Source organism: Streptomyces sp. NPDC006207, assembly GCF_040613835.1.
Classification (GTDB): Bacteria; Actinomycetota; Actinomycetes; order Streptomycetales; family Streptomycetaceae; genus Actinacidiphila.
Genome location: NZ_JBEXSX010000086.1, coordinates 1 through 19,009, shown reverse-complemented (window position 1 = coordinate 19,009; position 19,009 = coordinate 1). Strand labels below are relative to the sequence as shown.

20 protein-coding genes are annotated in these 19,009 nt (G+C 73.4%); 11 read left to right on the top strand and 9 right to left on the bottom strand.

Annotated features, from left to right (window positions below; all coding sequences use genetic code 11):
* Nucleotides 1–18: 18 nt before the first annotated feature.
* Together ABZ312_RS40710 and ABZ312_RS40705 are read right to left on the bottom strand one after the other, a co-directional pair.
* Nucleotides 19–612 (bottom strand): histidine phosphatase family protein, encoded by a 594-nt coding sequence (locus ABZ312_RS40710; protein WP_499514905.1) that lies wholly within the window; start codon nucleotides 610–612, stop codon nucleotides 19–21.
* Nucleotides 612–734, bottom strand: a complete 123-nt coding sequence (locus ABZ312_RS40705; RefSeq protein ID WP_500321496.1) for a hypothetical protein — start codon at nucleotides 732–734, stop codon at nucleotides 612–614. Before ABZ312_RS40705 ends, ABZ312_RS40710 begins: the two co-directional genes overlap by 1 nt.
* Before the next feature lie 116 nt (nucleotides 735–850).
* Between ABZ312_RS40705 and ABZ312_RS40700 the strand changes: the two genes are divergently transcribed.
* Both ABZ312_RS40700 and ABZ312_RS40695 read left to right on the top strand, forming a co-directional pair.
* Complete coding sequence (locus ABZ312_RS40700; RefSeq protein ID WP_500321497.1) at nucleotides 851–1,705, top strand: MBL fold metallo-hydrolase; 855 nt, start codon at nucleotides 851–853, stop codon at nucleotides 1,703–1,705.
* A gap of 30 nt (nucleotides 1,706–1,735) precedes the next feature.
* Nucleotides 1,736–2,107, top strand: a complete 372-nt coding sequence (locus ABZ312_RS40695) for a DoxX family protein (RefSeq protein WP_500321498.1) — start codon at nucleotides 1,736–1,738, stop codon at nucleotides 2,105–2,107.
* A gap of 28 nt (nucleotides 2,108–2,135) precedes the next feature.
* Here ABZ312_RS40695 and ABZ312_RS40690 read toward each other — a convergent pair whose 3' ends face one another.
* Nucleotides 2,136–3,173, bottom strand: a complete 1,038-nt coding sequence (locus ABZ312_RS40690; protein ID WP_500439871.1) for a bile acid:sodium symporter family protein — start codon at nucleotides 3,171–3,173, stop codon at nucleotides 2,136–2,138.
* Nucleotides 3,174–3,296: 123 nt separating this feature from the next.
* Between ABZ312_RS40690 and ABZ312_RS40685 the strand changes: the two genes are divergently transcribed.
* A complete protein-coding gene (locus tag ABZ312_RS40685; RefSeq protein ID WP_499514900.1) occupies nucleotides 3,297–4,151 on the top strand; it encodes a LysR substrate-binding domain-containing protein in 855 nt (284 codons plus the stop codon).
* On the opposite strand, the gene ABZ312_RS40680 is transcribed toward ABZ312_RS40685, so the two are convergent.
* Nucleotides 4,129–5,103, bottom strand: coding sequence for an Lrp/AsnC family transcriptional regulator (locus ABZ312_RS40680; protein WP_500321500.1), 975 nt, complete (start codon nucleotides 5,101–5,103; stop codon nucleotides 4,129–4,131). The genes ABZ312_RS40685 and ABZ312_RS40680 overlap by 23 nt on opposite strands.
* A 123-nt stretch (nucleotides 5,104–5,226) precedes the next feature.
* Between ABZ312_RS40680 and ABZ312_RS40675 the strand changes: the two genes are divergently transcribed.
* The 3 genes from ABZ312_RS40675 to ABZ312_RS40665 all read left to right on the top strand — a co-directional run bounded on the left by ABZ312_RS40675 (nucleotide 5,227) and on the right by ABZ312_RS40665 (nucleotide 9,736).
* The gene (locus tag ABZ312_RS40675; protein ID WP_500321501.1) at nucleotides 5,227–6,753 is read left to right on the top strand and encodes an MFS transporter; all 1,527 of its coding nucleotides are present in this window, start codon (nucleotides 5,227–5,229) and stop codon (nucleotides 6,751–6,753) included.
* 213 nt (nucleotides 6,754–6,966) lie between these two features.
* Nucleotides 6,967–8,799 carry an AMP-dependent synthetase/ligase gene (locus ABZ312_RS40670; RefSeq protein WP_500439870.1) on the top strand — a complete coding sequence of 611 codons (1,833 nt, stop codon included), beginning with the start codon at nucleotides 6,967–6,969 and terminating at the stop codon, nucleotides 8,797–8,799.
* A 109-nt stretch (nucleotides 8,800–8,908) separates the two neighbouring features.
* On the top strand, nucleotides 8,909–9,736 hold the full coding sequence (locus ABZ312_RS40665; protein ID WP_500321503.1) for an aldo/keto reductase: 828 nt from the start codon (nucleotides 8,909–8,911) through the stop codon (nucleotides 9,734–9,736).
* A 59-nt stretch (nucleotides 9,737–9,795) separates the two neighbouring features.
* Here ABZ312_RS40665 and sph read toward each other — a convergent pair whose 3' ends face one another.
* Nucleotides 9,796–10,782: a sphingomyelin phosphodiesterase gene (sph, locus tag ABZ312_RS40660; protein ID WP_500321504.1), complete on the bottom strand. Its 987-nt coding sequence runs from the start codon at nucleotides 10,780–10,782 to the stop codon at nucleotides 9,796–9,798.
* A 100-nt stretch (nucleotides 10,783–10,882) separates the two neighbouring features.
* On the opposite strand from sph, the gene ABZ312_RS40655 reads away from it, so the two are divergent.
* Together ABZ312_RS40655 and ABZ312_RS40650 are read left to right on the top strand one after the other, a co-directional pair.
* Nucleotides 10,883–11,635 carry a class I SAM-dependent methyltransferase gene (locus ABZ312_RS40655; RefSeq protein WP_500359072.1) on the top strand — a complete coding sequence of 251 codons (753 nt, stop codon included), beginning with the start codon at nucleotides 10,883–10,885 and terminating at the stop codon, nucleotides 11,633–11,635.
* Between the two features lie 59 nt (nucleotides 11,636–11,694).
* Complete coding sequence (locus tag ABZ312_RS40650) at nucleotides 11,695–12,522, top strand: helix-turn-helix domain-containing protein (RefSeq protein WP_500439869.1); 828 nt, start codon at nucleotides 11,695–11,697, stop codon at nucleotides 12,520–12,522.
* Here the strand turns inward: ABZ312_RS40650 and ABZ312_RS40645 are convergent.
* On the bottom strand, nucleotides 12,488–12,871 hold the full coding sequence (locus ABZ312_RS40645; protein ID WP_500321507.1) for a nuclear transport factor 2 family protein: 384 nt from the start codon (nucleotides 12,869–12,871) through the stop codon (nucleotides 12,488–12,490). The genes ABZ312_RS40650 and ABZ312_RS40645 overlap by 35 nt on opposite strands.
* Before the next feature lie 401 nt (nucleotides 12,872–13,272).
* On the opposite strand from ABZ312_RS40645, the gene ABZ312_RS40640 reads away from it, so the two are divergent.
* Nucleotides 13,273–14,037: an alpha/beta hydrolase family protein gene (locus ABZ312_RS40640; protein WP_500321508.1), complete on the top strand. Its 765-nt coding sequence runs from the start codon at nucleotides 13,273–13,275 to the stop codon at nucleotides 14,035–14,037.
* A gap of 89 nt (nucleotides 14,038–14,126) precedes the next feature.
* Nucleotides 14,127–14,645, top strand: coding sequence for a BBE domain-containing protein (locus ABZ312_RS40635; protein ID WP_500321509.1), 519 nt, complete (start codon nucleotides 14,127–14,129; stop codon nucleotides 14,643–14,645).
* A gap of 7 nt (nucleotides 14,646–14,652) precedes the next feature.
* Here the strand turns inward: ABZ312_RS40635 and ABZ312_RS40630 are convergent, their stop codons facing one another.
* The 3 genes from ABZ312_RS40630 to ABZ312_RS40620 form a co-directional block, all read right to left on the bottom strand.
* The gene (locus tag ABZ312_RS40630; protein WP_500321510.1) at nucleotides 14,653–15,207 is read right to left on the bottom strand and encodes an HPP family protein; all 555 of its coding nucleotides are present in this window, start codon (nucleotides 15,205–15,207) and stop codon (nucleotides 14,653–14,655) included.
* Between the two features lie 241 nt (nucleotides 15,208–15,448).
* Nucleotides 15,449–16,714, bottom strand: coding sequence for an MFS transporter (locus ABZ312_RS40625; protein WP_500321511.1), 1,266 nt, complete (start codon nucleotides 16,712–16,714; stop codon nucleotides 15,449–15,451).
* A 94-nt stretch (nucleotides 16,715–16,808) separates the two neighbouring features.
* Nucleotides 16,809–18,185 (bottom strand): GH1 family beta-glucosidase, encoded by a 1,377-nt coding sequence (locus tag ABZ312_RS40620; protein ID WP_500439868.1) that lies wholly within the window; start codon nucleotides 18,183–18,185, stop codon nucleotides 16,809–16,811.
* A 90-nt stretch (nucleotides 18,186–18,275) separates the two neighbouring features.
* Between ABZ312_RS40620 and ABZ312_RS40615 the strand changes: the two genes are divergently transcribed.
* Complete coding sequence (locus ABZ312_RS40615; RefSeq protein WP_500321513.1) at nucleotides 18,276–18,908, top strand: TetR/AcrR family transcriptional regulator; 633 nt, start codon at nucleotides 18,276–18,278, stop codon at nucleotides 18,906–18,908.
* Nucleotides 18,909–19,009 lie beyond the last annotated feature (101 nt).

Genomic DNA, 19,009 nt, shown 5'->3' with positions numbered 1-19,009 from the left:
GCCCCGCGGGTCAGCGCGTCACTGCAGGTGGGCGGTGTCGTTCCAGAGGGTGATCGCGGGGTCGCCGTACTCCCAGCCGAGGACCGACAGCGAGGCCGGGGCCAGGCTCAGCACCATGCCGCGCATCGGGTCGAGCCGCAGCCAGCGGGCCGCCAGGGTGCGCAGGAAGTGGCCGTGGGCGAAGACGACCGCGTCGCTGTCCTCCTCCTTGGCCCAGGCCACCACCTCGTCCGCGCGGTTGGCGACCTGCCACGAGGTCTCGCCGCCGACGACACCGTCGCGCCAGATCACCCAGCCGGGGCGTTCCTCCCGGATCTCCGGCGACGTACGGCCCTCGTACTCGCCGTAGTCCCACTCCCGCAGCGCGTCCCAGGTCCGCGCCCGGTCGCCGAACCCGGCGAGTTCGCAGGTGTCGCGGGCCCGCTGGAGGGGGCTGGTGCGGACCCGGGCGCCGGGGAAGTCGTGCCAGGGGGCGCGGGCCAGGCGCTTGCCCAGCAGGCGCGCGGCCTCCCGGCCCTCCTCGGTGAGCGGGATGTCGGTCCTGCCGGTGTGCTGGCCGCTCTTGGACCACTCGGTCTGGCCGTGCCGCACGAGCACGAGGCGCGGAGCCATCAGGGGGCCACCTCCTTCTCGATGGCCTCGGTGTCGCCGCCGGCCGCGCACCCGGCCTCGCGGTCCGGGGCGAGGACGCCGATAGGCTGGATGAACATCGCCACTGTTGCCTGTGAGGTCACGTGGACAGTGTCCCTCCCGACCGGTGGGACGCACAAAACGGTGCCCGCGCCGCCCGGCGGGGCGCACCCGCGGGCCGGTCCGGCCGGCGCCACGACTCCCGGCAGGAGAAGAGGTCATGAACGCATCCGCCCCTCCGGCGCCGGAGCCGCTCGACGTGCGCTGGATCCACGGGTCGGCATCGGCCAAGCACAACACCGATCCCGACATCCAGGTGTTCGAGTACGACGAACGCACCTTCGTCCTGCGGCAGAACAAGGCGGTCCACTACGAGGCGCCGTTCCTCTTCCTGCTCTTCGGGGACGACCGCGCGGTGCTCCTGGACACCGGGGCCACGCCGGAGGAGGAGTTCTTCCCGCTGCGGGAGGTCGTGGACGAGCTGTTCGAACTGCGGCCGCCCGCCCTGCAGCGTCCCGGCTACGAGCTGCTCGTGCTGCACACCCACGCCCACGGCGACCACGTCGCCGGCGACGCGCAGTTCGCCGGCCGCCCGGACACGGTCGTGGTACCGGCGGACCGCGACGGCGCCTGGGACTTCCTCGGCTTCACCCAGGACCCCGACCGCGTGGCGCGCCTGGACCTCGGGGGGCGGGTCCTGGAGTGCCTTGCCACGCCCGGCCACCACGCCTCGGCCGTCACCTACTACGACCCGGCGACCGGTTTCCTGTTCACCGGCGACACGGTCTACCCGGGCCGGCTGTACGTCGAGGACTGGGCCGCCTTCCGGCGCACCCTCGACCGGCTGGTCGCCTTCGCCGGGGAGCGCCCGGTCACCCATGTGCTGGGCTGCCACATCGAGATGACCCGCGAGCCGGGCGTGGACTACCCCGTCCGCACCACCCACCAGCCCGACGAGCCGCCGCTGGAGATGACCGTCGACCAGCTCCGCGAGGTCCGGCGGGCCGTCGAGGAGATCGGCGACCGGCCGGGACGCCACGCCTACCCGGACTTCGTCATCTGCCGCGGGGACTGAGGGTTTTCGAACGTACGGCAGACTGTCCGGGTGTTCGCACTCGCCGTCGTGTCGACCGTCCTCCTGCTGCTGGAAGTCGTCCCCTCCGCGGTCGCCCAGCTCATCCGTGCGCGGCCCGGCCTGGAACGGCTCGACGAGCTGACCCGGCTGGGTGTCCTGGAGGGGCGGCGCCTGTGGGTGGTCACCCTGCTCGGCACACTGCACACGCTCGGCGCCGTCGCGGTCCTGGTGGGGCTGTGGCACCCTCCCGTCGGCGTGGCCGGAGCCGCGCTGGCGGCGGGGATCTTCGCCTGGGTGCTGCTGTGCCAGCTGCGCTCCGGTCACCGGGGGCGTGCCCTGGCCGCGTACGCGCTGTTCCTGGCGATGGCGGTGGCGGTCCTGGTGGTCGACGCCCTGCGCTGAGCGGGCACGCCGCCTCGGCGGGCCGGGCTCACCTCCGGCCGGCCACGACCTCCCGCGGCCGTGCGGTGGCGGCCGGGACGGCGGCGGGCGCGGCCGCCTCCGCCTGCCGGGCCCACCGCTTGGCGAGGACCGCGCACACCATCAGTTGCATCTGGTGGAAGAGCATCAGCGGCAGCACCATCAGCCCGGCCTGGGGCCCGAACAGCACGGAGGCCATGGGCAGTCCGGCCGCCAGGCTCTTCTTCGACCCGGCGAAGACGATGGTCACCCGGTCCGCGCGGGGGAAGCCGAGCCTGCGCGAGCCGTACGAGGTGACGGCGAGCATCGCGGCCAGCAGCAGGGCTTCGGCCAGCAGCAGCCCGAGCAGGCGCAGGGGCGTGACCTGGTGCCAGATGCCGCGCACCACGCCCTCGCTGAACGCGGCGTAGACGACCAGCAGGATCGACCCCCGGTCGACCAGGCCGAGCACCTTCTTGTGACGGGTGACGAAGCCGCTGATCCAGCGGCGCAGCAGCTGACCCGCCACGAAGGGCGCCAGCAGCTGCAGCACGATGCCGAGCACCGCTTCCGCCGTGAAGCCCCCGCCGCTCCCCCCGAGCAGCAGCGCGGCCAGCAGCGGGGTGAGCACGAGCCCGGCGAGGCTGGAGAAGGAGCCGGCGCAGATGGCGGCGGCCACGTTGCCGCGGGCGACGGAGGTGAAGGCGATCGAGGACTGGATGGTCGAGGGCACCAGGCACAGGAAGAGCAGGCCGGTGTGGAGCTCGGGCGTCAGCAGGTACGGCACGAGTCCGCCGGAGGCCAGGCCGAGCAGCGGGAAGACGAGGAAGGTGGCGGCCAGGACGGTGCCGTGCAGGCGCCAGTGGCGCAGTCCGTCCATCGCCTCGCGGGTGGACAGGCGCACGCCGTAGAGGAAGAAGAGCAGCCCCACCGCTCCGGTGGACGCCCCGCCCGCGAGGTGGGCGCCGGCGCCTCTGGCGGGCAGCAGCGCCGCGAGGAGCACGGTGCCGAGGAGCGCCGCGATGTACGGGTCCACGGGGAGCCAGGACGGGTAACGCAGGCGGCGCATGGGCTTCCTCATCGGTGCTGGACGGGGCCCTCTCCAGAGTGCCCGGTGACCGGGAGATCGTAAATGACTTTGACCGCACTCACTGTCATCACGTATCGCGATGAGCGGCGGTAGGCTGGCACCGTGTTCGATCCGGTGCAGCTGCGGACCTTCGTCGCCGTCGTCCAGACGCTGAGCTTCACGCAGGCCGGCCGCAGGCTCGGCCTGCGCCAGTCGACGGTGAGCCAGCACGTGCGCAAGCTGGAGGAGGCCGCCGGCCGGCGGTTCTTCACCCGCGACACGCACAGCGTGGAACTGACCGAGGACGGCGAGGCCATGCTCGGCTTCGCCCGGACGATCCTGGAGGCCAACGAGCGCGCCGCGGGCTGGTTCGCCGGCACCCGCCTGCGCGGCCGGCTGCGCCTGGGCGCCTCGGAGGACTTCGTCCTGACCCGGCTGCCCGAGATCCTGGAGCGCTTCCGGCGCGACCACCCCGAGGTGGACCTGGAGCTGACGGTGGAGCTGTCGGCCACCTTGCACCGGCAGCTGGCCGCCGGCCGGCTGGACGTGATGCTGGGCAAGCGCGCGGCCGGGGACAGCCACGGTCAACTGGTGTGGAGCGACCGGCTGGTGTGGATCGCCGGCGAGCGGTACCGCCCCGAGGCCCAGCGGCCCGTCCCGCTGATCCTCTACCCGGCCCCCGCGATCACCCGGGCGCGGGCGCTGGAGGTCATGGAGCGGCACGGCCGTGCGTGGCGCATCGCGTGCACCAGCGGCTCGCTGAGCGGTCTGGTCGCCGCGGCGCGGGCGGGGCTCGGGGTGATGGCGCACGCCGAGGGGCTGATCCCGCCCGGTCTGGTGCGGGTCCCGGCCCGCGCGGGGCTGCCGGAGCTCGGCGGCGTCGACTTCGTGCTGCTGCACGGCCGGCGGCGGCCCGCGGCGCAGGAGGCGGCGGACGCGCTCGCGGCGGCGATCCTCAGCGGATCCCTTCGGTCGTGATCTGCTTGACCAGGCGCAGTGACGGCACGGTCTCCACGTGCCGGACCCCGTCCAGGGCGCCGACGCACTCGCTCAGGTAGCGGTAGAGCTGCGGTGTGCTGCTGCAGATGACCACGGCGACGAGGTTGGACGATCCGGTGGTCGCCGCGACGTAGGCGGTCTCGGGGTGCGCGGCCAGCGCCTGCCCGACGGCGGACAGGGCGGAGGGGGCGGCCGTGATCCAGAGGATGGCGCGGGTGTCGTGGCCGATCCACGCCGTGTCGAGCTGCACGTCGGTGTAGAGCACGCCCGAGCCGCGCAGCTGCTCCAGCCGCCGCTTGGCCGCCGACTCCGACAGCCCGGTGGCGCGGTGCAGTTCGGGGTAGGAGGCGCGGCCGTCCCTGGCCAGGACGGCCAGCAGCGCCTCGTCGGTGGCGTCGAGGACGACCGTGCCGGACGGCGGCTCGGGCGGGGGCGGCTGCAGCGCGGCGACCTCCGCGTCGGAGAGCGCGCCGCGCTTGGCGAACCAGCCCAGGGCGCCGCCGTAGAAGGTGTGCAGGATGCTGTGGGCGCCGATCTCGACGATGCTCGGGGTGCGCGGCAGACGCCCGAGGAGCAGCGCGTCGTGCTCGTCGTGACTGCGCGGGCGCGTCACGCAGATCACCTCCGTGCCGCCCGACATCAGCGAGATCCAGGCGGTGTCGTCGCGCCGGGCCAGGGCCTTGGCCAGGGATTCCGCGGCCTCGGGGGTGCTGCGCAGCCGCAGCGCCCAGCGGGTGCGTCCGAGCAGTTCCTGCTCGGGGAGCCCGAGCACGCGCATCCCGAAGTCGCCGCGGAGCCTGCGGTAGCGGCGGGCCACGGTCTGGTCGGAGACGCCGAGGACGTCGGCGATCCGGCTGAAGGGGGCGCGCCCGTCGAGCTGCAGGGCGTGCAGCAGCCGCATGTCCAGCTCATCGAGCGTGTGGGAATCCATCGCTCTTCTCCTTCATTGTGTCGGATTCCAGCGGGATGGCGCCTGTGGCTGGAGGAAGCCCGGGTGTTCTCGCGATGGTACGGAGGACCCACCACGGAACGGAAGAACGGAACGGAGAAGGACATGCGCAAGTGGGGACCGCTGGTGGCGGTCTGCCTGGGCACCTTCATGCTGCTCATCGACGTGACGATCGTGATCGTCGCGCTGCCCGACATCGCGGACGCCCTGGACGCCTCGCTGTCCGACCTCCAGTGGATGATCGACATCTACGCGCTGGCACTGGCCGCCCTGCTGCTGGGAGCCGGCTCCGCGGCCGACGTGATCGGGCGGCGCCGAATGTACGTCGCGGGGACGGCCCTGTTCGCGGCGGCCTCCCTCGCGTGCGGACTCGCGCCCGGAGCGGGGGTCCTGGTGGCGATGCGCGCGGTGCAGGGGGTCGGCGCGACGGCGATGTTCGCCACGACGCTCTCCCTGCTCGGCGCGGCCTACCAGGGCCGCGACCGCTCGGTGGCGCTGGGCGTGTGGGGCGCGGTCAGCGGCGCGGCGGCGGCACTCGGGCCGGTGCTGGGCGGCCTGCTGACCCAGGCGCTGGACTGGCGCTGGATCTTCTACGTCAACCTGCCGGTGAGCGTCGTGGCGATCGCCCTGACGCTGCGGGTGGTGAAGGAGTCCCGGGGCCACGGCGGGGCCCGCATCGACTGGCCGGGCACGGCGTCCTTCACCGCCTTCGCCGGGCTGCTCACCTTCGCCGTGATCCGCGCGGACGAGGCCGGCTGGGCCTCGGGCCGCACGGCGTGGACGCTCGGCGGCGCCGTGGCGGCGCTGGTGGTGTTCGTGGTGGTCGAACGGCGCGCCGCGCAGCCGATGCTGGACCTGGCGCTGTTCCGCAACCCCTCCTTCACCGCGATCATGGTCGGCGCGCTGGCGCTCAGCGCGACGGCCTTCGGCTTCCTGCCGTACACCTCGCTGTGGCTGCAGACGCTGCTCGGCCTGAGCCCCGTCCGCGGCGGCCTGGTGCTGATACCCCTGGCACTGGCGGCGTTCGTGGCCTCGGCGGTGGGCGGCCGGTTCCTGCACGGGGCGCCGTACCGGCTGGTGATCGGCGGCGGAATGGTCCTCATCGGGGCCGGCGCGCTGGCCCAGGCGGTGCTGGACGCCGGTTCCGGCTGGGCCGCGCTGACCGCGGGCCTGGTGGTGGCGGGCCTCGGCGTCGGGCTGGTCAATCCGGCGATCGCGGGCGCCGCGCTGGCCTCCGTGCCGCCGCGGCGGGCCGGCATGGCGGGCGGGGCGGTCAACACCTTCCGGCAGCTGGGGTACGCGCTCGGCGTCGCCGTGTTCGGCACCCTGCTCACCACGCGGATGGAGCACTCGCTGAGCGACGCCGGGGCCCCCGCCCCGCACGCGACGGCCCGCGCGCTCGCGGGCGGTGGAGCGCGGGAGCTGCTGGCCCGGGTCCCCTCCGGCCGGCGCGCGGCGGCCGACCACGCGCTGCACGCCGCCTTCACCTCGGGCCTGGACGCGGCGGCCCTGGCGGCCGGCGTCGCCGGCCTGCTGGCGGGTGCGGTCGTGCTCGTCCTGGTACGGGAGCGGCCGGGTGCGCCGGCGCCGGCCGCGGCATCCGAGCCTGTGGGGGCTGTAGAGCGGCCGTGATCCCCGCGGGGGGATTTGGTGGAGAGTCCGGGCGGGCCTCGGTCCGCCCGGAAACCGTCCTCCGGCGCCATGTTCCTTGCGGTAACCGGGAATCGGCTCGTCGCGAAGGTGTGAGGGAGCCAAGCGGGCCTTCACAGCCGATTGTCACGCCCCTCCCCTCCGCACGTGGTATCAGGTACGTTCTGTGACCGCCGAGGCGGTCGAGGAGCGACGTTGCGCGAGTTCACCATTCCCCCACTGGTGACGGCACCCCACGTCGGAGGTCTGGCGGACGCCGTGTTCGCCAATGCCGACGAGGAGCCGGACCGGATCGTGCTGAGCCGCCGCGCCGGAGCGGACGGCACGGACTGGGAGCACGTCACGGCCGCGCGCTTCCGCGACGAGGTCCTGGCAGTGGCCAAGGGCCTGCTGGCCCAGGGCATCCGCTTCGGCGACCGGGTCGGCCTGATGTCCCGCACCCGCTACGAGTGGACCGTGCTGGACTTCGCGCTGTGGGCGATCGGCGCCCAGCCCGTCCCGATCTACCCCACCTCGTCCTCGGACCAGGTCCGCTGGATGCTGCACGACTCCGAGGCGGTCGCCTGCGTCGTCGAGCACGAGGACCACGCGATGACGATCGGCGCGGTCATCGACGAACTCCCCCACCTGACCCGGCTGTGGCAGCTGGACTCCGACGCGCTGTCCGAACTGGCCCGGCACGGCCTGTCCGTCGACGACGACCTGGTCCACCAGTACCGCGAGGCGGTCACCCCCGAGGCCACCGCGACGATCATCTACACCTCGGGCACCACCGGCCGCCCCAAGGGATGCGTGATCACCCACGGCAACTTCATGGCCGAGAGCGACAACGTCGTCGCCCGGTACGAGCCCGTCTTCCACAGCAAGCGCGGCGACGAGGCGTCCACCCTGCTCTTCCTGCCGCTCGCCCACGTCTTCGGGCGCATGGTGGAGGTCGCGGCCGTCCGCGCGAAGGTCCGGCTGGGGCACCAGCCCAACCTGGCCGCGGCCGAGCTGCTGCCCGCGATGGCCTCGTTCCAGCCGACCTTCGTGCTCGCCGTCCCGTACGTCTTCGAGAAGGTCTTCCAGGGCGCCCGCCGCAAGGCCGAGGCGGGGGGCAAGCTCGGGCCCTTCGAGAAGGCGGTGGAAGTGGCGGTGCGGCACGCCGAGGCGACCGAGGCCCGGGCCTTCGGCACCGGTCCCGGCCCCAGCACCTCGCTGCGGATGCAGCACCAGCTGTACGAGAAGCTGGTCTACGGCAAGGTGCGCGCCGCCCTCGGCGGCAAGGTCCGGCACGCCTTCTCCGGCGGCTCGGCGATGGACCGGCAGCTGGGGCTCTTCTTCGACGGCGCGGGCGTGCGGATCTTCGAGGGGTACGGCCTCACCGAGACCACGGCCGCCGCGGTCGCCAACCCGCCCGAGCAGACACGTTTCGGCACCGTGGGCCTACCCATCCCGGGCACCACGGTGCACATCGCGGACGACGGCGAGATCTGGGTGTACGGCGGCCAGGTCTTCAGCGAGTACCTCAACAACCCCAAGGCCACCGCGGAGGTCCTGCACGACGGCTGGCTCGCCACCGGCGACCTCGGCGCGCTCGACGAGGACGGCTACCTCACGATCACCGGGCGGAAGAAGGAGATCCTGGTGACCAGCGGCGGCAAGTCCGTCTCGCCGGTGGTCCTGGAGGACCGCGTGCGGTCCCACCCGCTGGTCTCGCAGTGCGTCGTGGTCGGCAACGACCGGCCCTTCATCGGGGCGCTGATCACCCTCGATCCCGAGGGCGTCGGGCACTGGCTGACGATGCGGGCCAAGCCGCAGCTGCCGATCGCCAAGCTGATCCACGACGCCGACCTGGAGACGGAGATCCGGCGCGCGGTCGTCGCCGCCAACACGCTCGTCTCCCAGGCCGAGTCGATCCGCACCTTCCGCATCCTGGCCGGGCAGTTCTCCGAGGAGGGCGGGCTGCTCACGCCCTCGCTCAAGCTGAAGAGAAGGGCGATAGAGAAGGCGTACACCCGCGAGATCGACGCCCTCTACCACGCCTGAGGCGGGCGCCGGGGGCGACGGGGGCGCCGGGGAATGCCGCCGCTGCGGAGATCGTTGGAATGTGGATCAACGTTGAGTCCTCCTCCGACGACGTAAGGACGACCTGCTCGTGAGCACGGTTCCCGACATCACACTGAACAACGGCGTCACCATGCCCCAGCTCGGTTTCGGCGTCTGGCAGGTCCCGGACGACGAAGCCGCCACCGCGGTCGCCACGGCCCTGGAGGCCGGCTACCGCAGCATCGACACCGCCGCGCTCTACCGCAACGAACGCGGCACCGGCCGCGCCATCGCCGCCTCGGCCATCCCGCGCGAGGAACTGTTCGTCACCACCAAGCTGTGGAACACCGACCAGGGCCACGACAACGCCCTGCGCGCCTTCGACGCCTCCCTGGACAAGCTCGGCCTGGACTACGTGGACCTCTACCTGATCCACTGGCCCACCCCCGCCCGCGGCCTGTACGGGGAGACCTGGCGCGCCCTGGAGAAGATCCACGCCGACGGCCGCGCGAGGGCGATCGGCGTGTCGAACTTCCCGGTCGCCCAGCTGCAGCACCTGCTCGACGAGGGCGGCGTCGTACCCGCCCTCAACCAGATCGAGCTGCACCCCAACCTCCCCCAGAGCGAGCTGCGGGCCTTCCACGCGGGCCACGGCATCGCCACCGAGGCCTGGTCGCCGCTCGGCCAGGGCCGCGGCCTCCTCGACGAGCCGGCCCTCGCCGCCCTCGCCGCCAAGCACGGCAGGACTCCGGCCCAGGTCGTCCTGCGCTGGCACCTCCAGCTCGGCAACGTCGTGATCCCCAAGTCCGTGACCCCGTCGCGGATCCGGGAGAACATCGACGTCTTCGGCTTCGAGCTCGACGGCGAGGACCTGGCCGCGATCGACGCCCTCGACAACGGCGGGCGCCTCGGCCCGGACCCGACGTCGTTCAACTGACGCACGCACGCGCCACGGGGCGGCGGCGGGCCGTGCGGGCCTGCCGCCGCCCCGCGCGGTCAGACGTCGCCGGCGACGACCGGGTAGTGGTCCGAGTAGTCGTCGAACGTGTAGGTGGTGCCCCAGCTGGTGACCGACCACAGGGGCGAGTGCTCGTCGACCACGCGGTTGTTCCAGCGGGCGGGGCGGGCGTGGCCGTTGCGCAGGAGCGCGTGGTCCAGACGCTGCGCGGGGTCGTCGGGGTAGCGGTCGTACGCGACGGAGTTGGTGGCGGGGTCGAAGCTGGCTGCCGGACCGGGGTCGGCGTCGGGTGCCGCGACGTCCAGGTCGGCGAGCATGCCGGCGTACCCGGCTCCGCCGGCGTCGGTGTTGAGGTCGCCCGCGATGACGACCGGCTCGGCGGCGGGGATCGCCCGGGCGTCGAGGAAGGCGTCGATCTCCCGGTTCTGGGCCGAGCGCACGCCCGCGGCCTCGCCGCTGCCGCAGGCGGAGTCGTCGGCCTGGGTGTGCGTGCCGACGACGTGGACCCGGGTGCCGTTCACGTCGAGGACGACGTACACGAAGCCCTTGTTGGAGAACCAGTCCGCGCCGCACGCGTCGCCGTAGACGTGCTGGACCTTCTCCAGGATCGGCCACCTGCTGAGGATCGTCACACCGCCGTCCTCGGGCGTGAGCGAGCTGTACGCGCCCTCGGTGCGGTCCCAGCCGCTCTTGGACCGGCCCAGCACCGGGGTCTGGTAGGGGTAGCGGCTCCTGAGGTTCGCCTGCAGCCGGTCGGAGGCCCCGTTGTCGAACGCCTCCTGGAAGACCAGGACGTCGGCGCCCTGGACGTAACCGGAGGCGGCGATGAGGTCGGCGCGCTGCAGCTGGCCCCAGTTGGGGTAGAGGGTGCGCGGCAGCATCATCACGTTGCTGGTGACCAGCCGCAGTGGGGGCGCGGCGGCGGCCGTGGGGGCCGCGGCCGCGGTTCCGGTGCCGGCGGCACCGGCGGACGAGGCGATGAGCAGGACGAAGGCGCAAGCGGCGGCGGCTCTGCCGTGTCTCACGGGCTCTCCTGGAGTCGGGTGGAGCTCGGTCGCGGAAACAGCGTGAGACTAGGGGCAGTTGGTTACCGCTGGGTAGATGGCGGGCGGCTAGCCTACGGACGTGCTGGACTACGAGGAGCAGGCCGCGATCTACGACGCCACCCGCGGCGGCGTCCCCCGGGCCGAGGCCGCGGCCGCCGCCGTGCTCGGACTGATACCGCGGACGGCCCGGACGGTGCTCGACATCGGCTGCGGCACCGGGCTGGTCACGGCCCGCTACACCGGCCGTGCCGGGCTGCGCGTGCTCGGGGCCGACGCCGCCCTGGCCATGGCCCGGCTCGCCGCCCGCCGGGTGGGGCCGGGGATCGTCCAGGCCGACGTACGCCGGCTGCCGTTCGCGACCGCCTCGCTGGACGCGGTGACGGCCGTGTGGCTGCTCCATCTGCTGCCGGACGCGCCCACGGTGATCGCCGAATGCGCACGGGTGCTGCGCCCCGGCGGGGTGCTCGTCACCACCGTCGACAAGGACGCCGGGCACGACGTGGGCAGCGACGTCGACGCCCTCCTCGCGCCGTTCCGCACGCGGGTGGCGTACGACGCGGAGGAACGGGTGGTGCGGCAGGCCGCCGCGCACGGCCTGCGCCCGGCGGGCGGGGCCCGCTTCCCCGGCCACGGCCAGGGCCGCACCCCGCGCGACCTGGCCGCCCGCATCGCGGCGGGCGACTTCGCCTCCGCCCTCACCCTGCGCGACGGCGACACGCAGGCCCTCGCCGGCCGCCTGGCCGCGCTGCCCGGGCAGGACACCGCCCGCCCCGACCCGCTCTACCGGCTGCTCGCCCTCGTCAAGGACTCCCCTGCAGCGGCGGCCCGTTGAGCGGTCCGGTCAGCCGGCCGGACGCGGCTGCGGCCCCGCACCTGGGTTACGGTCGGGGGATGACGACGACCACGGCGGGGGTGGGGACGCTGCTGCGCGGCTGGCGCGAGCGGCGCCGGATCAGCCAGCTGGAACTCGCCCTGCGCGCGGACAGCTCGGCCCGGCACATCAGCTTCGTCGAGACCGGCCGCTCCCGCCCCAGCCAGGCCATGGTCCTGCGGCTCGCCGAGCACCTCGACGTACCCGTCAGGGAACGCAACGCCCTGCTCATCGCCGCCGGTTACGCCCCCGCGTACCCGGAGACCCCCTTGCGCGACCCCGCGATGCACCCGCTGCGCGAGAGCCTCGACCGTCTCCTGGCGGCCTACGACCCCTTCCCGGCCCTGGTCCTGGACGCCATGTACGACGTCGTCGCCGCCAACCAGGGCGTGGGCGCCCTGCTCGAGGGCGTCGCCCCGCACCTGCTGCAGCCGCCGCTCAACGCCATGCGCGTCACCCTCCACCCCGAGGGCATGGCCCCGCGCATCCGCAACCTCCGCCAGTGGCGCGGGCACCTGCTGGAGCGGATCGAGCGTCAGATCACGATGAGCGGCCACGAGCCACTGCGCGCCCTGTACGAGGAACTCACGGCCTACCCCGTCCCGCCCGGCCACGCCGAGGACCCTTCCACCTCCGGCGACACCGAGGTCTTCCCCTTCGCCCTGCCGATGCGCATCGAGCACGGCGGCCGGGTGCTGTCCTTCATCTCCACGGCCACCACCTTCAACACCCCCATGGACGTCACGGTCTCCGAGCTGGCGATCGAGACCTTCCTCCCCGCCGACCCGGAGACCGCCGCCGCCCTTCGGTCCCTCACGCTGCCGGCAGCCGGTCCAGGAAACCGCTGACCGAGCGGATCCGGCCGTCCTCCGCGAGCGTGATCACGTCGGACCCGGCGATCGGCGCCGCCCCGGGCTCCGCCCCCGCGGGCCCCAGCTCCCAGGCGAAGCGCGCCACGTCGTGGTGCCCGTCGACCTCCCCCACGGCCGTGAACACGAACCCGGGGAACCGCTCCCCCACCCCGGCGATCAACGCCCCGATCCCCTCATGCCCCGCCACCTGCGCCAGCGGGTCCGTGTACGTGCCGTCCTCCACCCACGCGGCGGCCACCGCCTTCGCCCGCGCCTCCGCGTCCGCGGCGCTGTTCCACGCCTCGAAGTAACGGGCGACGGCGGCCTCGTACCGGTTCTGCGACATCACGGTCCTCCTCATCCTGGCTGTGTGGCCCGGCCGGACGGGGTGGAGTGCGCCACCCCGTCCGCCCGGTACGACCACCCTGCCGGGGCGGCGACGAGGGGTCGATTACGTCCGGGGTAATGGCGGATCCCGCCTCTTCCCGGGAAGGCAGCCCACATCGGGAACCAGAAGGGGTCCCACCGGGGTCGCCCCGCCCCGGGCTTGATCAAGCGTCGGCAAAAATCCCGGGCAGGCCGATGATCGACCTGTTAGCTTCAGTTGCCCGTGACGTCGCCCGAGGAGGTGAGACCCATGAACGCGGTATCTCTGTGGGTGCTCCCCTTGCCGTCACGGTCTGGCGATTGACATAGGTGTCGCCGGGAGCGCCTCGACATCAAGGCACTCCCGAAAGGCACACACCCATGCACTCTCTGCAATTCACCGCCGAGTCGTCATCGAACGGCGTGGTCGAGCGCGACTTCACCGTGGACGGGGTCCCCGGTGTCCTCTGGTCGCCGGCTGCCGGCGCCCAGCCCGCGCCTCTGGTTCTGATGGGGCACGGCGGCGGCAACCACAAGAAGCACCCAGCGATGTCCGGCCGGGCGCAGCGCCTGGTGACCGGCTGCGGCTTCCACGTCGCCGTCCTTGACGCTCCCGGTCACGGCGACCGGCCGCGCACGGCGCACGACGAAGCGGAGATCGCCGAGCTGTTCCGGGCGCGGGCGGCCGGCGAGCCGGAAGGCCCGATCGTCGTCCGCTACAACGACCACCTGGCGGCGCTCGCCGTGCCCGAGTACCGGGCGCTCCTGGACGCCCTCCAGGAGCTTCCGGAGATCGGCACCGACGGGCCGGTCGGCTACTGGGGCATCAACATGGGCACCGCGATCGGCGTGCCGTTCGTGGCAGCCGAACCCCGGATCACGGCTGCGGTCTTCGGCCAGCACTGGCCCGACGTCCTGGCCGAGAAGGCGCAGCAGATCACCATTCCGGTCGAGTTCGACCTGCAGTGGGACGACGAGCACATCTCCCGCGAGGAGGGACTCGCGCTGTTCGACGCCTTCGCCTCGAAGGAGAAGTCACTGCACGTGAACTCGGGCAAGCACAAGGAGCTGCCCCGCTTCGAGGCTGACAGCGCGGTCCGCTTCTTCGCCCGGCACCTCGGCGAAACGGTCACCGCGTCGGCCTGAGGTGCGCGGTTGCGGCGCCCGGCTTGCCGGCCGGGCGCCGCAACCGCGGCCTCGGGTCGAGCGGGTCACGGGGCGGTCATCATGGGCGGATGCCGCATTCGCCCGTACACCTGCCCACCGCTCTCGTCGCGAGGTACCGGGCGGTCGACCGGGAGGTCGTGGGCTCCGCCCTCGTCGACACGCCGCGCCATCTCGACGCGCTGACGGCGGACATCGGCACGCACGGGATCCTCGTGCCGCTCCGCCTCGGCTTCAACGAGGAGTTCGCGACGCTCGACGGCAACCACAGGATCGCCGTGGCCATCCGGCTGGGCCTGGCAGAGGTCCCGGTGGCGTTGGCCGCGGAACCGCTGCTCCCCCGGCCAGGTCACGCGCGGCCCATGCTTCCCGAGGACCGTGCGCCACGGCGAGGTTGGCCCCCGAGCACTCGCCGGCGTAGGCGTCGTCCCCGGGCCTCAGCACGGGGCCCGACACGGCGGACGCCAGCCTCCTGGCGTCCCGTGCCGGCGTACGCCCCGGAGACCTACCGCAGGCTGGGCGAGGTGAAGGCGCGGTACGACCCGGACAACCTCTTCCGGTTCAACCACAACATCCCGGCCGCGCGATGATGAGCCCTCACCACCACGTCGTGGGGTAGACCTGCCGCCTCAAGCGGGAGGAGACCATCTGTACCGCTACGAGGAGCACCGTGCCGGCGGCCAGCAACGGGACGAAGTGGGTGGCGGACGGGGTGGTGAGCATGATCATGACGGCGGTGGCCATGGCCGGCGGATGGGGCGTCCGCAGCAGCAGCACCAGCCCGCAGGCGATGCCGCAGCCCACGACGGCGGCCCAGGGGCCGTGCCAGCCGAGGGCCAGCACCCCGAAGCACACGAGGCAGGACAGCATGTGGCCGCCGATGACGTGGCGGGGCTGGGCGAGGGGGGATTCAGGGGTCGCGGTGACGATCGCCATCGTGGCCGCGAGCGGCGGCACGAGCACCGTCTGGTGCGTGAGCGTGCCCAGCGCCACCAGCACGGCCAGTCCGACCGAGGTCGTGACGGCCGCCGAGGCGATCGTCCGCGGGGGCAGCCGCGGCAGGTGGTGCTTGCGGCGGCGTTCGGGCGCCGGCTCCGCCTGGCGGGGCGCGGCGTCGGCGGTCCTGGTCGCCCCGGGCGTGTCAGTCGCCATGGGGGTGACCGGTCTCGGGGCGGGGCGGGGCACAGGCCCCCGGGGCGCGCGGAATCAGCATGGGGACTCCTCGGAACCATCCCCGTATCCGGCCCACGGCGGCTCTTCCGTGACGACGGGGATCACCCCTCGATCGTGGCGTCGCCGCGCGGGGCACGTCCAAGACCGCCTTCCTATCGCTTGATCGAAGGCCTCTATCGATCCGCCCGGGGGCGCGCCGGGGAGTTCATCCGCCGTGGCCCTAACGGACCGCACGCACCTGGGCGATGAGCACACCGCCGAGCAGCGTGACGAGCGCGGTCGCGAGGTACAGGCCGGTGTAACCGCCGAGGTGGGCGATGACGGGGGCGGCGACGGCGGGGGCGAGCACCTGGGGGCCGGAGTTGGCGATGTTGATGACGCCGAGGTCCTTGGCCCGGTTCTCGGCGGCCGGGAGGACCTGGGTCACCAGGGCCTGGTCCACGGCCAGGTAGATCCCGAAGCCGGCGCCCAGCACCGCGGCCGCGGCCATGGCGGCGGGCCAGGTGTGGACGCAGGCCAGCAGGACCGCACCGAGGGCCATGACGACGGCGCAGAGCCGGACGAAGACCTTGCGGCGGCCGGCCCGGTCGGAGAGCACGCCCACCGGGACGGCGGTGAGCGCCGCGCACAGGGTGTAGATCAGGGTGAGGACCAGTACGCCCGTGTCGGGGTCCTCGAGGCCGACCGAGTCGGTGAGGTAGTAGAGCAGGTACAGCGTGCCCATCGCGTTGCCCAGGTTGATCAGGAAGCGGGTCAGCCAGGCCCAGCCGAAGTCCGGGTGGCGGCGCGGGCTCACCCACAGGCCGGCGACCAGGCGCCGCGGGTCGAGGGGCGGACGCAGCGCACGGGGCAGCGCGGGTTCGCCGAAGCGGAGCACGAAGGGCAGCGCGAGGACGACGGTCAGCAGCGCGATCGTCGCGTAGCCCGAGGCGACCCCGGTGACCACGGTGGTCGTGACGACGGCGCCGATGACCAGGCCGAGCGACTGGGTGATGCCGGTCCACCCGGAGACCTCGGCGCGCTGGGCGACCGGCACACGGTCGGCGATGGGCGTGGTGACCCCGGCGAGCATGGCGTTGAGCCCGGCCTGGGCGAGGCACCAGCCGAGGGCCACGCCGAGGACGGTGTGCTGACCGGACGTGACCAGCAGTCCCGCCGCCCCGGCGAGCGCGCCGCCGACGATCCACGGCCGGCGGCGCCCGAACCGGGAGGCCGTCCGGTCGGACAGGGCGCCGGCCACGGGGTTGGCGACCATCGCGACCAGGGCGCCCGCGCCGGTCACCCAGGACAGCGCCGTGTGCTTCCCGGCCGGGTCGATGTGTTCCAGTTGCAGCGGCAGCAGGATCTGGATCGGGGTCATGAAGGCCATGAAGACGGCCAGGGTGGCCAGGCTGAGCAGGGCGGTCCAGGCCGGACGGACCCGGGCGACCGGTTCGGCCGACAGGGTGTCCGGGGTGTGGGCGGCGTCCTCACCGGTGTGGCGCATGCGGTTCCCCCTGCAGCACCCGAGAACATGAGGTCATCTCATGTTCGCGCGAGTGTAGTGCCGGGCCGGCGGGCCGCCAAGGGATACGGACGCATCAGGGCGCGGTGCGGCGTGCCTGCGCGATGCGCTCCCGGTACCAGTGGTAGGAGGCCTTCGGCGTCCGCCGCTGGGTCGCGTAGTCGACGTGGACGAGCCCGAAACGCTGGTGGTAGCCCTCGGCCCATTCGAAGTTGTCCAGCAGCGACCAGGTGAAGTAGCCGCGGACGTCGACCCCGCGGGCGTGCGCGGTCTCGACGGCCTTGATGTGGGTGCGCAGGTAGTCGATGCGGGCCTCGTCCCGGACCTCGCCGTCGTCCGAGGGGTGGTCGGCCTGGGAGCAGCCGTTCTCGGTGATCCAGACGGGCGGGAGCGCGGCCCCGTACCGCGCGTCGAGACCGGTGAGCAGTTCGGTGAGGCCGTCCGGCACCACCGGCCAGCCGAAGGCCGTGCGCGGGTACGGGGGACCGGGGACGGCCGCGTCCGGTTCCAGGATGTCGAAGGGCAGGCCGGCCTCCGCCGAAGGGGCGGCGATCCATGTGGGGTTGTAGTAGTTGACGCCCAGGCCGTCGAGGGGCGCGGCGACCACCGCAAGGTCGCCCTCGTGGACCACGCCGCCCCACGTCGGGTCGGTCAGCCCGTACGCGGACAGGTCGGGGTAGCCGCCGAGCAGCAGCGGGTCGGTGAACAGCCGGTTGTGCAGCGTGTCGTAGGCCGCGGCGGCGGCGTGGTCGGCGTCGGTGGCGCCCTCGCGGGTCCGCACCGGGGTGCAGTTGTTGGCGATCAGCACCTGCGCGGGGACGGCGGCGTGCGCGCGCAGCGCGGCGGTGGCGAGCCCGTGCCCGAGCAGCTGGTGGTGGGCGACGGGCAGCGCCTCCAGCATCAGGGCGCGGCCGGGGGCGTGGGCGCCGAAGGCGTAGCCGAACACCATGTGGACGAAGGGCTCGTTGAGGGTGATCCAGCGCGTGACCCGGTCGCCGAGGCGCCCGGCGACGACGGCGGCGTACTCGGCGAAGTGGCGGGCCGTGTCCCGGTTCAGCCAGCCGCCCCCGTCCTCCAGCGCCTGCGGGAGGTCCCAGTGGAAGAGGGTCGGCGTGGGGGTGATGCCGGCGGCGAGGAGTTCGTCCACCAGGCGGTCGTAGAAGCCGAGTCCGCGCGGCTCGACGCGGCCCCGGCCCTCCGGCAGGACGCGCGGCCAGGAGATCGAGAAGCGGTAGGCGTCGAGCCCGAGGCCCTTCATCAGCGCGACGTCCGCGGTGTGGCGGTGGTAGTGGTCGCAGGCGACCTCACCGGTGTGGCCGTCGCGGATCGCGCCGGGCCGGGCGCTGAAGGTGTCCCACACGGACGCCCCCTTGCCGTCCTCGGCGACGGCGCCCTCGATCTGGTACGCGGCGGTGGACGCACCCCAGCTGAAGGAGGCGGGAAGCGGGGACATCGGGATCCTCTCCTCTGCCGTACGCGAAGAACATGAGGGTTGCTCATGTTGGGCCTCGCCAACGTACACCCGATCCGGCAGAGTGGGACCATGCAGGCACCCACCGATCCGTCCGGCCCCCTCCGCCGTCGCCCCGTGCAGCAGCGCAGCCGGGAACGTTTCGACCGGATCCTGGACGCCTGCGCGCACCTGCTGGACGAGGTCGGCTACACGGCGCTCACCACCAAGGAGGTGGCCCGGCGCGCCGACGTCCCGATCGGGACGCTGTACCAGTTCTTCCCCGGCGTCGACGGGCTGCTGGGCGCGCTGGCCGAACGGAACCTGGGGCACTTCGCCGACCGGCTCGCCCGCCGGGTGGAGGCCGAACGCCCGCCGCGGATCGGGGCGATGGTGGACCTGGCGATCGAGGAGTACGTCGCGATGCGCCGCGCCGTACCGGGCTTCGGCGTGGTGGACTTCGGGGCGATCGGCCGCGAGGACCCCCGCAGCGTCCACCTCCTCGACGCGGTGCTGGAGAACAACGCGGCCGTCGCCGACCGGCTCTGGTTCCTCGTCGGCGGGCTGCTCGGCGACCAGGACCAGGCCGCCGCGCGCGTGCGGCTGCACGTCGCCCTCGAGTCCGCCGACGCGGTCCTGCGACTCGCCTTCCGCCGGGACCCCGAGGGCGATCCGGTGCTGATCGCCGAGTGCAAGCGGCTGCTGCGGGGCTACCTGGGCGGGTGACGGACACGCCGGAGCCCCGTGGTGCCGTCAGGGGGCGTCACGGGGCTCCGGTGGGTGTGTGCTGCCGGCCGGTGGTGTGCCGGGGTCAGCCCTTGCGGGCG